The organism is Microvirga pakistanensis (genome assembly GCF_004458765.1).
GTDB classification, from domain to species: domain Bacteria; phylum Pseudomonadota; class Alphaproteobacteria; order Rhizobiales; family Beijerinckiaceae; genus Microvirga; species Microvirga pakistanensis.
The window spans coordinates 52,267-65,030 of sequence record NZ_SPJX01000267.1 but is presented as its reverse complement, the minus strand read 5'-3'; the positions used below and the strand labels follow the sequence as shown (position 1 = coordinate 65,030).

Annotated in this window: 11 protein-coding genes; 5 read left to right on the top strand and 6 right to left on the bottom strand. The window is 63.2% G+C overall.

Annotated features, from left to right (window positions below; translation table 11 throughout):
• The first annotated feature begins 92 nt into the window (after positions 1-92).
• The gene (locus tag E4K09_RS15100) at positions 93-1,421 is read left to right on the top strand and encodes a transporter (RefSeq protein WP_134498357.1); all 1,329 of its coding nucleotides are present in this window, start codon (positions 93-95) and stop codon (positions 1,419-1,421) included.
• Positions 1,422-1,534: 113 nt separating this feature from the next.
• Entirely contained in the window at positions 1,535-2,554 is a 1,020-nt protein-coding gene (locus tag E4K09_RS31070; RefSeq protein WP_134498355.1) for a FecR family protein, read from the top strand.
• Positions 2,555-3,431: 877 nt separating this feature from the next.
• Here E4K09_RS31070 and E4K09_RS15090 read toward each other — a convergent pair.
• Positions 3,432-5,027: a DHA2 family efflux MFS transporter permease subunit gene (locus tag E4K09_RS15090; protein ID WP_134498353.1), complete on the bottom strand. Its 1,596-nt coding sequence runs from the start codon at positions 5,025-5,027 to the stop codon at positions 3,432-3,434.
• 17 nt (positions 5,028-5,044) lie between these two features.
• Positions 5,045-6,262, bottom strand: a complete 1,218-nt coding sequence (locus tag E4K09_RS15085) for an HlyD family secretion protein (RefSeq protein WP_134498351.1) — start codon at positions 6,260-6,262, stop codon at positions 5,045-5,047.
• Positions 6,263-6,404: 142 nt separating this feature from the next.
• Here E4K09_RS15085 and E4K09_RS15080 point away from each other — a divergent pair, with 142 nt between their 5' ends.
• Entirely contained in the window at positions 6,405-7,085 is a 681-nt protein-coding gene (locus E4K09_RS15080) for a TetR/AcrR family transcriptional regulator (RefSeq protein ID WP_134498349.1), read from the top strand.
• Here E4K09_RS15080 and E4K09_RS15075 read toward each other — a convergent pair.
• Positions 7,082-7,768 carry a Crp/Fnr family transcriptional regulator gene (locus E4K09_RS15075; protein ID WP_134498347.1) on the bottom strand — a complete coding sequence of 229 codons (687 nt, stop codon included), beginning with the start codon at positions 7,766-7,768 and terminating at the stop codon, positions 7,082-7,084. The genes E4K09_RS15080 and E4K09_RS15075 overlap by 4 nt on opposite strands.
• Before the next feature lie 254 nt (positions 7,769-8,022).
• Here E4K09_RS15075 and E4K09_RS15070 point away from each other — a divergent pair, with 254 nt between their 5' ends.
• On the top strand, positions 8,023-9,900 hold the full coding sequence (locus tag E4K09_RS15070) for an ABC-F family ATP-binding cassette domain-containing protein (RefSeq protein ID WP_134498395.1): 1,878 nt from the start codon (positions 8,023-8,025) through the stop codon (positions 9,898-9,900).
• Positions 9,901-10,027: 127 nt separating this feature from the next.
• Complete coding sequence (locus E4K09_RS29145) at positions 10,028-10,183, top strand: hypothetical protein (protein WP_166802339.1); 156 nt, start codon at positions 10,028-10,030, stop codon at positions 10,181-10,183.
• Positions 10,184-10,259: 76 nt separating this feature from the next.
• Here E4K09_RS29145 and E4K09_RS15065 read toward each other — a convergent pair whose 3' ends face one another.
• From E4K09_RS15065 to E4K09_RS15055, 3 genes are all read right to left on the bottom strand, one after another.
• Entirely contained in the window at positions 10,260-10,637 is a 378-nt protein-coding gene (locus E4K09_RS15065) for a hypothetical protein (RefSeq protein ID WP_134498345.1), read from the bottom strand.
• A gap of 3 nt (positions 10,638-10,640) precedes the next feature.
• Positions 10,641-12,176, bottom strand: a complete 1,536-nt coding sequence (locus E4K09_RS15060; RefSeq protein ID WP_134498343.1) for a S10 family peptidase — start codon at positions 12,174-12,176, stop codon at positions 10,641-10,643.
• Between the two features lie 84 nt (positions 12,177-12,260).
• A complete protein-coding gene (locus tag E4K09_RS15055) occupies positions 12,261-12,713 on the bottom strand; it encodes a DNA polymerase III subunit chi (RefSeq protein WP_134498341.1) in 453 nt (150 codons plus the stop codon).
• Between the last annotated feature and the right edge of the window lie 51 nt (positions 12,714-12,764).

Sequence of the window (12,764 nt, the reverse complement as noted above, 5' to 3'; positions counted from 1 at the left end):
CAACATCGTTGATGTTCAAGTAGTGATATACATTGTGATTATTGCATTTGGGATTTTGGCCGATCAACAATCGATCGTTGTTGGAGGCCGCTATGCATTTGATGTGTGTGTTACGCCGAACGTTTGTTTCCCAATTAGGTTTGACGATTTTCAGTGTTACGGCGGCTCTATCCGCCGACTTGACTGAAACAGTTACTCCGCAGGATCAGCAGCCGGATGACAAGCGATGGGAGATGTTATTCGATTCCCAAGTGAGATATTTTACTTATAAGAATACTTTCGGCTTTGATCCCCGCGTAGCGGGCACCGGACGAAGACCGGGAAAAGGCTCTCAGCTTTATCTCCCATTTGCGGCGCAGTTGATCGGGCGGCCTGTAGATGACATTAAAGTAGAGATGTTTGCCCGAGGAGGGTACGTTCGGTCTCGCCAGACAACGCCCTTCTTCAGCGGCGAGTATGTTGGTCCGACGGATACCCAGGCTGGCGGAACGTTCACATATTTAGGCATCCCGGGGGTCCAGCCTTTTCTCTCCCTGAATGTGAATCTGCCGACCGGCGAGACACCGCTTCAAGGGAACTCGTCACGCGCGCGGCTGGATCCTGACTATGTCGATGTGCCGACGTTTGGAGAAGGATGGAACTACGGAGCGACTGTTGGAGCAAACATTCCCATTACTGAGAGTCTGGTGCTGAATACGAGCGTCGGTTATGTCTGGCGTGGGGAATACGATATAGAGAATGCATTTTTCCCTGAACTTTTACGCTCATTCGACCCCGGGAATACATTTACGCTGAGTGGCTCGCTGAATTATCAGAGCGGTCGCATCTTCGCCCAGCTTGCAACGAGTTACACAATCGAAACAACCTCTCGTTCGAGTCTCATTAACATTCCGGGGGACTTCGTTATTGGCAACCCTGACTACGAATTGGGCAATCGATTCTTGTTGCAAGGAAGGTTGTCTTACCTCTGGACAGAGGATCTTAGTATGACTTTAACCTTAGGATGGAGCCATACTTCACCCAATAAGGTTTCCGAGCCCCAACTAGGGCAGCCACTCGCTCCACTTCTTCGGGAAGACCTCAATTCTAACAGCAACATCTACAGAATAGGTCTCGACGGAGCGTATCGAATTACCTCAAATCTCACCGCCGGTCCAACGGCTAGCTTTCTTTATCGCGACGAAAATGCATATCTTCCGACAACGTCGCAGTTTGTACCCGCTAAAAGGAGATGGAGCCTTGGAGCAGTCGCCAACTTCGCGGTTTCAGACATATTCACTTTGAATGCGCGATTGGAACGCGTCTGGACGCGCGAAGGCGCTCAGGGGCCATTTGTAGACCAATTTTTCAGCGGCGAGGCTCTGCCACAACAATCAGGACACGGTTGGCAGGCAAGCACCGGGATAACCGCGCGGTTCTGAGCCTTACGGTCTTGCCCTTAAGGCCTCTCCGGTGATGGGACGGAGATCCTATAATTGGAAGACCCGCGTGTCGGCAGAAACTGGTAAATAATTCAGGGCGGAGGCGTTCAGAGATGTCAGTTCTCAAGGCACATTGCCACAGGATAATCCTCAATTTTGCTCTTGTTTCCTTGTTCCTCTCAGCCATAGGACCTGCCCTAGCACAGCGGAACATCGGATCAGCTGTCGTGGTCAATCGAAACGTCTCAGGTGCACTTGGTGGGCGAACGCGAGCTATCAATCCCGGTGACGGCGTGTTCTCAAACGAGAATATTCGGACCGCAAACGAGAGCGCCGCACAATTTCAGTTTCTGGACGAGACCAGGCTCGCATTGGGACCATCTGCATCCGTTGTCCTGGATCGCTTCGTCTACAATCCCGACCGGACCACGCGCGAAGCGGTGGTTCGGATCGCAACAGGAGCATTGCGCTGGGTGAGCGGTGCATCGCAGCCAAGCGCCTATCAAGTTCGAACGCCGCATGCCGTTATCGGAGTGCGCGGCACCGCGTTCGATCTGCTTGTCGATTCACAGCGCACGTCCGTTGCACTTCGAGAAGGCGTGATCGTCGTCTGCCTGATCCGCACACCACAGCGCTGCGCGACCTTGAACATGCCGGGGCAGGCGGTCGCCGTCACGCGGTCGGCTATTGAGGGGCCACGTCCAGCGGGTCCTACCACGACCCAGTTCGCCGAGCGCTGCCTTCGCCCGATTGACCGTGCTGCGTGTAGTGCCGCGGTGCTGGCGCAGGTATCGCCAAGCTGTCCGGAGGGGAGAACTGTTGGCGGGCTATGTGTATCCTCAGAACTCAGTCAGTTCGCGCGCCAGTCGGCTATAGTCGCAACTCAGTCAAAGCTGTCGTATACAGCGCCCCCAGTTCCCCCGAGCCGTGACCACCTCTATAAATATCCGAATGCACTTTATAGACCTACCGAGCGAGATATAGCAGTTGAGCTCGACCGTCCGAGAGATATTGTTATCGTTCCTGGTGGGCCTACCGGACCTACCGTTCCTGAAGAGCCTACCGGACCTACCGTTCCTGAAGAGCCTACCGGACCTACCGTTCCTGAAGGGGCCATCAGTCCACTTGAATGATCGACCGCTGGGTTGGAAACACCGCAGCTGATTGACATATTCCGGGTGGCAGCCGCAGTCGCGTTCCTTTTTGGGAGAAGTCCCTCGATATATGCCGAGGTTGATAGATCGGTCTTGGCGCTCCCAAGAGGCTGGTGAGATATTATCTTCGCATATGTGGGTGAAACGCCGGATTAGGATGCGAAATATAGTAAGGCCAGCAGCATCTCACTCCTGCACGGTCGTGAAGATCGCCCGGATGAACCTTGTTGCTCAACAGCGTGCCTGCGCGTCAATGAGCAGGTGGAGTTTGCGTTCCTCAATGTGAGGCTTGAAACTGGCACATGTACGGAAGATGTTTCTCCTTCAGAGGATTCATCGATCCTCTTCTCCTTCTAGGAAGACAATATTGACGCCCTTCAAATTGTCGGTGGTTTCAGGTCCCCGCAGCCAACACACCAAAGCCCCCTGAACGCCTCCGCGTCAGGGGCTTGGCATATCAGGGGCCCGATCGGACGCCCGCGCCTCACCCCCACAGAGCTGCCGGCGGTCCAACACCAGAGCGCCGCAAGCACAGCCTCACAACACCGCCGGAGCGCCCTGCAGCTGCGCATCGGGTCCCCCTCCTCCGGCGTCAGAAGAACGACCCTCTCGCTCAGCGACCGGACCAACTCCGTCGCCTCGCCCTTGTCCTTCGTTGTCCAACAGAAGCATCTCGAGCTCGTCGTGCGGCGGCAAACCGCCGTAAGATTCGGACGCCCTGAAACATGCAGCGGTGCCGACTATGCGGTGGGCCAATCTGCCGATCCGGCGGCAGACCATACATCGTCCGAGGACCCCTCATGCCGAGCCAAGCGCTTCAGGCTCAATCCGATCCACCAATGCCAGAACTGAACACCTAATGCCCCCCGCCTCCGGCAGGAGCCGCGCGCGGCTTCTCGATGAACGGCAGGGCGAGGATCAGGCCCAGGAACAGCACGGTCAGCAACAGAAATACATCCGCGAAGGACATGACCGTTGCCTCGCGCCGAAGCATGTTGGACAGGGTCTTGATCGCGGCCGTGCCGGCATCGGTGCCGAGAGCCTGAAAATTCAGGGTCATGGCGTTCAGCGCCTCGACCGCGGTCGAGCGGCCCCAGTTCACGCTCTCGCGCAGCCGCTGGAGATGAAGGTCCAGGCGGCTGTTGAGAATCGTGTTGATGAGCGCCAAGCCGACCGCACCGCCCAGGTTGCGGGTGAGGTTGTAGAGACCGGACGCATTCTTGATCCGGTCGGGCGGCAAGGTGCCGAGGGCGATGTTGTTGATGGGCACCATGCAGATCATGAGACCCACGCCGCGGAAGACCTGAGGCAGGAACAGCTCCCAGAAATCCCAATCCTTGGTGAGCCCGCTCATCATCCATGTACCGAACGCGAAGGCCGCGAAACCGATGCCCATCATGGCGCGCGGATCCATCTTGCGCGACAGGATCCCGGCCACCGGCGCCATCAAGAACATGACCGCGCCCGTGACGAACATGGTCTCGCCGATCTGCAGGGACGAGTAGCCTCTGATGCGGCCGAGATAAACCGGATACAGATAGGTCAGTCCGTACAGGCCGATGCCCATGACGAAGCTGAAGGCGGAACCCGCCAGGAAGTTGCGGTCGGCGAAGGCCCGCAGATCCACGATCGGCTGCTTGGCGGTGAACGCCCGGTAGAAGAAGCCCACCGCGCCGACGGCGCAGACGATGGTGAGGATCAGCACCGCTTCGTCCTGGAACCAGTCGTTGGTCGGCCCCTCCTCCAGCACGAATTCGAGGCTGCCGAGGAAGGCCGCCATGAAGCCGAGGCCCGCCCAGTCGAAGCTTTTGAAGAGCTCGAAATCGGGCTCGTCGAAATCGACCAGGAGATAGGTGGACACCGTCACGAGGATCCCGGGCACGATGTTCACGAGGAACAGCCAGTGCCAGGAGAACAGGTCCGTCAGATAACCGCCGAGCGTCGGGCCGATCGTGGGCGCGAGCGTCGCCACGAGGCCGATGATCGGCGAGATCACGGGCCGCTTCTCTGGCGGGAACACCGTGAAGGCCGAGGCGAACACGGTCGGGATCATGCCGCCGCCGATGAAGCCCTGCAGCGCGCGATAGACGATCATCTGGTCGATGTTGGTGGCCGTCGCGCACAGGAAGCTCATGAAGGTGAAGCCCCCTGCGGAAATAACGAACATCCAGCGCGTGGAGAGCACGCGCGAGAGCGTGCCCGACAGCGGGATCATGATCACTTCCGCGATCAGGTAGCTCGTCTGCACCCAGGAAATCTCGTCCGAGGAGGCCGAGAGACCGGCCTGGATCTCGGCGAGCGAGGCCGAGACGATCTGGATGTCCAGGATCGCCATGAACATGCCGAAGACCATGCAGAAGAACGCGAAGGTCCTGCGCGGGCTGACCTGCGCAGGCTTCGCGGCCGGCATATCGGCCTTGGGCGCGTTCGTGATGGCGGCGGAAGCGGCCATGGCGGCTTTCTCTGCTCTTACCGGTTGACGCTGGCCGTCTTCTGCGGCTCAGCCAACGTGCGGGTGTCCACGTCGACGACCACCGAGAGACCGGGGCGCAGCAGACCCTGCTGGGCGACTTCCGGGTTCACGGCGACGCGCACGGGCACGCGCTGCACGATCTTGGTGAAGTTGCCGGTGGCGTTCTCTGGCGGAAGCAGGCTGAATACGGCGCCGGACGCCGGCGACACGCTTTCGACCGTACCGACGATGTCCGCGTCCGGGAACGCGTCGACCTCGATCCTCACCCGCTGACCCACCTTGAGGGAGGCGAGTTGCGTCTCCTTGAAGTTGGCGTCCACATGCACGCTGGTCAGCGGAACCAGAGCGGCCAGGCGCGCGCCCGGCTGCACGAAGGTGCCCACCTCGACGGCCTTGTTGCCGATCACGCCGTCAGCGGGCGCGCGGATTTCCGTGAAGGAGAGATCGCGCTCCGCCTTTTCCACGGAGGTCTGCAGCTCGGCCGCGACTCGGCGCGCCTCGTTCTGCTGGGCGGCGAGAACCTCGACATTGGCCCGGGCCGCGGCCAGTGCCGCCTGGGCGCTCCTGACGTTGGCCTCCGCGCTGTCCCGGGCCGCCTTCGCGTTTTCAAGCGAAGCGCGGCTGGTGTAATCGGAGCGGGCGAGCTGCTGCTGGCGCGCATAATCGCTCCGGGCGCGCTCGAACTCGGCCTGCGCCGCCGCGATCTGCGCCTCGGCCTGTGCGACGGAGGCGCGGCCCGCCTCGATCTGGCGGCCGATGCGCTCGATGGCGCTTTCCTGGGTGGCGAGCTTGTCCTTGGCGGATTGCAGGGCGAAGCGATAATCGCCGTCGTCGATCCTGGCGATCAGATCGCCGGCTTTGACACTCTGGTTGTTCGCAACCGCCACGGAGGACACGTAGCCGGAAACCTTGGCCGAGAGGATCGTGATGTCGGCCTGTACATAGGCGTCGTCGGTCGAGACCATGAAGCGCCCCTCGGTCCACCAATGGAAGCCCTCGTAGCCGCCGAACGCCAATGCGCCCAGGAGGACGAGCGCGATCACCGGCTTCTTGCGCGCCTTCGCCTTCGCGGGCGCAGCCGGCGCCGGGACGGCAGCCCCCTGCCCCGGACCCTCCACGGCCTCCTCCGCAGCCGGCGCCGGGCCGGGCTGTCGATCCGCGACCGGTGCGGCAACACCCTTTCCGCCCTGCTCGAACTCATCCCGATAAGCCATCGAACCCTCTTTCCGACAACACGAACCGCCTCGAACCGAAAGTTCCGATCCGTTCTTGCGGCATTGCACTATAATGACTAAGTGAACCACATATGATTTGACCGAACCGTTCGGTCAATAGCCCGGAGGTGACAAAACGCACATGAGCGACGTGAAGGATATCGCTCGCGCCCAAGCCGCGGCTCTCAGCCCTTCCCCTGCAACGGAGGACAGCCCGGAGAGTGCCAAGCGGCGCCAGATCCTGGAGGGCGCACGCCAGGTTTTTCTGGCGAGCGGGTTCGACGGCGCCAGCATGGGCGAGATCGCGAAGGCTGCGGGCGTCTCCAAGGGCACGCTCTATGTGTATTTCGACAGCAAGGAGAGTTTGTTCGCGGCCCTGACCCTCGAGGAGAAGCAGGGGCTGGCCGAGGTGCTCTTCAAGCTGGATGCCGATGATCCGGACGTGCGCTCCGTGCTGACCCAGCTCGGCCATACTTATCTCAGCCGCATGGGCACGCCCGAGCACATCTCGTCGATCCGCATGGTGATCGGTGCGGCGGACAAGTTTCCCGCCCTTGGGCAGGCCTTCTACGAGGCCGGGCCGTGCCAGGGAGTGGCTCGGCTAGCCGCCTATTTCGACCGCCAGGTCGAGGCCGGACGCCTGTCCATCGAGGACACCGGCGTGGCCGCCCAGCATTTTCTGGATCTCTGCTCGTCCGGCTTGATGAAGCGTCAGCTCTTCGCCGTTGGGGGTCCGCCGACCCAGGACGAGATCAAAACGAACGTGGCGAACGCCGTCCGTGTGTTCTTCGCTGCCTATGGTTCGGATGCCGCCCGACGCTAATGATCCGCCCTCATAGCCTCGGCGACGCGGGCCTTGAGCACCTCGGGCTGGCGCAGGATCAGGGCGCCTCGCGTCCGCTCGATCAGCCCTTCCTGGGTCAACATCGAGAATTCCCGGGTGATCTGCTCGCGGCGGCAACCGATGCGGGCGGCGACGATGTGGTGGAAGGGCGGTGGCGTGATGACCCGTTCGATTCCCTTGTCGCCGCGCGGCACGGAGAGGCGCAGGAGCTCGGAATAAAGCCGGTGTCTCAGGTCGAGGACCGTCTGCTCCATGAATTTGGCGTTCAGCTCGCGCAGGCGGGAGGCCATGAGGCAGAAGAGGCGCTCGGCCACGGGGCGATTGGCGAAGAGAAGCTCCTTGAACACCGCCGCCGGCATGACGCAGGCCTCACCCCGGGTGAGCGCCGTCACGTTCGCGGAGCGCTTGATGCCGTCGAGGGCCGCCAGCTCGCCGAACACTTCCCCGGGCCTCATCTCGTTGAGGATGACCTCCTTGCCGGAGGCGGTGCGCATGAGGACGCGCACCTCGCCCGACAGAAGGAAATACACGTCGGTGGAGAGCTCGTCGAAGTCGACCAGAACCTCATCCGGATCGAATCGGCGCCAGTTCGAGCGCGCCTCGAAGGGCGCCAGATCGAGATCGAGCCCCTTGAACAAGTGAATATTGGCAAGCCGCGCCATGCTTTTCCCCGACCGCGAACCTTGGCTACAACTATGTCACATCCGGAGGCTGTCCATCCCCGGCAATGTTCAGTCTATCAGGCTTTGACGGTGCGGTCATTCGCAAGCCCGGCTCTAGCGAGACTATTGCGGGTGTCCACCACGAGCCGGCTGTGGAGCACATCCGTCCCCGCATCGGGGAGAAACCCATGGGCCGCGCCCGATCCGGAGCCCTGGCACCTTGCCAGCGCCGTCGTGACGGGCCAAAAGGCGGCATGCTCCATGTCAACGACCTGACCTACCGCATCGGCGACCGGCTGATCCTCGACCATGCCTCCTTCAACCTGCCCGAGGGCGCGAAGGTCGGCCTCGTCGGGCGAAACGGCGCGGGCAAGACGACCCTGTTCAGGATCATCCAGGGCGAACTCGCCACCGAGAGCGGCGCCATCACCCTGCCCCGCGGCATGCGCATCGGCGCGGTGGCGCAGGAGGCCCCGGGCGGGCCGGAGCGCCTGATCGACGTCGTGCTTGCCGCCGACCGGGAGCGCACCGCCCTCCTCGCCGAGGCCGAGACGGCGGACGGCATCCGCCGCGCCGAGATCGAGATGCGCCTGACCGATATCGGCGCGCATTCCGCGCCCTCGCGCGCCGCCGCCATCCTCCACGGCCTCGGCTTCGATGCGGACGCTCAGCAACGGCCCTGCTCCGACTTCTCCGGCGGGTGGCGCATGCGCGTGGCGCTCGCCGCGGTGCTGTTCACCGAGCCGGACCTCCTGCTCCTCGACGAGCCGACGAACTATCTCGACCTCGAAGGAACGCTCTGGCTCTACGATTATCTGGGGCGCTACCCGCACACGGTTCTGGTGATCAGCCACGACCGCGAGCTTCTCGATACCTGCGTCAACCACATCCTGCATCTCGACCGCGGCAAGCTCACGATCTATCGCGGCGGCTACACGTCGTTTGCCAAGCAATATGCCGAAAAACGCGAGCTGACGGCCAAGATGGCCGCGAAGCAGGAAGCCGAACGCAAGCACCTCCAGGCGTTCGTGGACCGGTTCAAGGCCAAGGCCTCGAAGGCGCGTCAGGCGCAGTCGCGCGTGAAGCGCCTCGCGAAGCTCGAACCCATCGCCACGATCCTCGAAGACGATGTGCTGCCCTTCAACCTGCCGGACCCCGAGCGCCCCGCGGCGCCGCCCCTGATCACGGTGGAAGGCGGCGCGGTCGGCTATGGCGGGCGCATCGTGCTCGACCGGCTCAATCTCACCATCGCGCCGGACGACCGGATCGCCCTGCTCGGCTCGAACGGAAACGGCAAATCCACCTTCTGCAAGCTCATCGGCGGCCGGCTCGAGCCCATGAAGGGCGAGATGCGCACGCCGACGCGCATGGATGTGGCCTATTTCGCCCAGCATCAGCTCGACGAATTGAACCCGAAGGCGAGCGCCTACGACCATGTGGCGGAGCGCATGCCGGACACGCCCGTGGCCAGGATCCGCGCCCGCACGGCGCAGATCGGCTTTCCGGGCGCGAAGGCGGACACACCCGTGTCGGCCCTGTCGGGCGGCGAGAAGGCGCGCCTGCTCATGGGACTGGCCGCCTTCAACGGCCCTCACCTGCTTATCCTCGACGAGCCGACGAACCACCTCGACATCGACAGCCGCACGGCGCTGATGGAAGCGATCAACGACTATACCGGCGCGGTGATCCTGGTGAGCCACGACCGCTTCCTCATCGAGTCCTGCGCCGAGCGTCTCTGGATCGTCGGCAACGGCACCGTGAAGCCCTTCGACGGCGACATGGACGATTATCGCCAGCTCGTGCTGTCGGGCGACCTGGACCCGCAGCAGCAGAGCGTCAAGCCGCAGGCCCCGGCCGCCTCGAAGGTGGACGAACGCCGGGCCGCCGCCGAAAGGCGCGCGGCGCTCGCGCCCCTGCGCAAGAAGCTGGAAGCCGTCGAGGCGCGGATGGCGAAACTCACGGAGGTCATCGGCAAGGTGGATGCGGCGCTCGCCGACGGAACCGCCTTCCTGAAAGATGCCGCGAAGGCCACCGAACTGTCGAAGATGCGCGCGGAAGCGGCGGAGACGCTTGCGGCTTTGGAGGAGGAATGGCTCGCCGTCAGCGGCGAGATCGAGGAAGCGAGCGCCTGAATCGTCTTCGCAGTATCATCGGGCGGAGTTGTCCTATATGGTCGCTCTGTCAGCGGTTCCTAAGTCGGCCGCTGCCCTTTTGGGCGCAGGAGCGTCTCGAAGCTCTTCGGGCTTTGGAGAACCAGCCATGCCAGTCGATTTGCAGCCGCCCAAGAAGCCCACTGAAGCCGCAGCACTCCAACAGCTTTCGTTGCTCGAGCGGTCCCTGAACTGGCTTGCCCTCATCGTGGGCATCGGGTTGTGCGCTTGGGTCGTAAACTATGGCTCGAGCTTGCTGAACTGACGAAACAGCGTCAACCTCGAGCCGCACCTCTTCCGGCCGCCGGAACCGGCCCTGTGACGGGCAGGATCGGCTCCGCTTACGGCTTGGCGATCCGGTCGAGCCGGTTGTTCACGAAGAAATAGAGCTCACGCCCACCGGGTTCGGAATAGAGCACCTGCACCTCGCGCTGGCCTTTGCCGCTTTCGCCAACGAGCACGTCGGTGGCGGGCTTGCCCTTGAGGCGCACGAGATCGCATTCGCTGATGCCGGGTTCGATCGCGCTGGCCGTGCCCGTTGAAGGGCCGGTGCAGCGCCCGTCAGGCCCGAGCAGGGGCCCGTCGAAGGTGGGGCCGGACGGGGCGGCGGCCATCGGCGCCAAAGACGCTGCCACGGGCGGCGGGGCAGAGCTCGTGCTGTTGCAGGCAGCCAATCCCAGAGCGGCGAGAGCCACGCACGACAAGAGCTTCAGGCGCATCGATCAATCCCCATTGGCGGCCCTGGCCTGCAGGGCCTCTTCGAAAAGCCGCTGCGCGTCCGTGCGGAAAGCCTGCCGCGACCCCTGCCGCGAATAGAACATGTGGCCGCCCTCGTAAACACTCAAAGCCACACGCTTCTGGGGACCGAGTGCGGGGAGTTGGTCGAGGAGCAGCTTCGAGGCGAAGTATGGCGTCACGAGATCCGTGAAGCCATGCGCCACGAGCACGCGCATCCTGCCGTCGAGCGCCAGCGCCTGCCGCAGCTCCGCGAGGTTCTCGGGGCCGCTGCGCCCGTTGCCCCAGCGCCAGGCGCCGTTGATCGACCCGTTGAGCAGGTTGTACCGCCCCTCCGCCTTGTAGTTCAGAGTATCGGCCAGATGGCGGATGATGGCGCTGGACAGGGGGGCGGTCATCGCATCGAGCACCGGATCCGCAAAACGCGAGACCTGCGCCGTCGGGTTGGGATCGGCGGTCGCGACATTGGTGTCGTAAGCGCTTACGACCTCCGATGAACTGCGTCGCAACTCCCGCTGTACCGTGCGCATGTCGATGCGCCCCCCGAGACGCCGCGTGAGCTCGGGATCGAGGCCGCTCAGATCGGCCACCCGCCGGCTCATGCGGTCGACGGCCTCCTGATCCTGCTGGCCGCGCATGAGATCGACCAGATACTCGCCCGACGCATAAGCCTCGGCATCGTGAAGGCTTTCCCGCGACACCGGCCCTTTCCGTGATTGCGCGGCTGCGGCCAGCGACGGCAGGAGCGCGGCATTGACCCAGGGCGCGCCCGCACCCTGGTCGAGCCAGTCGAAATCGAAGACGGGAGAGACGAGAATCAGGCCGCTGAATCCGATCCCCTGATCGCCCTGCAGCTTCTCGGCCAGCAATGGGCCCCGGAATCCGCCATAGCTTTCGCCCACGAAGAATTTTGGCGAGGCGAGCCGGTTCTTCTCCTTCAGCCAGCGCATGACGAAGGCGGCGAGCCCATCGATGTCGCCCTGCACGGAATAGAACCGCTCCCGCACCTGATCGCCGCCGACGACGCGGCTGTAGCCGGTCCCGGGAGGATCGATGAAGACGAGATCCGTGAAGTCGAGCCAGGTCTCGGCATTGGGCACGAGCGACGTGGACGTGGATGGGCTGATGGTCGTCCCGTCCAGCGGCAGCAGCCACGGCCCGATGGCGAGAAGATGCAGGTAGGCGGAGGATGCACCCGGCCCGCCGTTCACCGCGAAGGTGACCGGCCGCGCCGCGACGTCGGAGCCGTCCTTCGTATAGGCCACGAACCCGATCTCGGCCTGTGGAGCGCCCTGCGGATCGGCCAGAGTGAGATGCCCCGCCGTGGCCGTGAACTCAAGCGTCCGCCCGGGAAGCTGAAGGGTGTGGCGCGTGACCGATTCCGGCGGCAGGGCCTGCGCCGGAGTCTCGGCGCGTCTGCGCGTCTCCTGCCCACCCTGCTGCTCCTGCGCCATCGTGCCGAGCGGCAGGGCGAGCGATAGGCTTAAGGCCAGTGCGGCGGACAGGCGGAAGGCGCGAAGCATGACGGTGATCCTTGTGGCCCTCGGGAAACTGGAGAGCGGCCGACGGGTTGCAAGCCGCGCGAGGATGAACACTTCGTGTCCGCCTCACGCCTTGCGCTGCCAGCGGCCGTAATCGTCCTGCTGCCAGTAGGTCGCATCGTGTCCTCCGGCCTTCACCGCGCGCCACTGGTCACGCGCGAGAGCAAGGGCCTGCACGTCGTTGCCGTCGAACAGGATCGCGAGACGCTGATACGAGGCGATATCCTCCGGCAGATCGGCCCCCTCCACCAGGAAGCGGATGGCGGCGCCATTGGGATTGCCGCCACTCAAGGTGATCAGGATCGGCTGATCCGCCGCATGCGCCTCCCGGTCCGTGCCGTGCGGCAGGAAGCTCTCGTCGGAGAAGGTCCAGAGATGATCGTCGAGCGCAGCCATGCGCTCCTCGGTCGACACCTGCACGACCGCGCGCCAGCCACGCTCCAGCGTCTTCTGCAGGAGCGTGGGCAGAACCGCTTCGAGCGGCTGGTTCTGAAGGTGATAGAAGAGGACCTCGGCCATCGGCGTCTACATTCCGTCGCAGATTGAAATGGTTACGGACAAGGCGAGGCC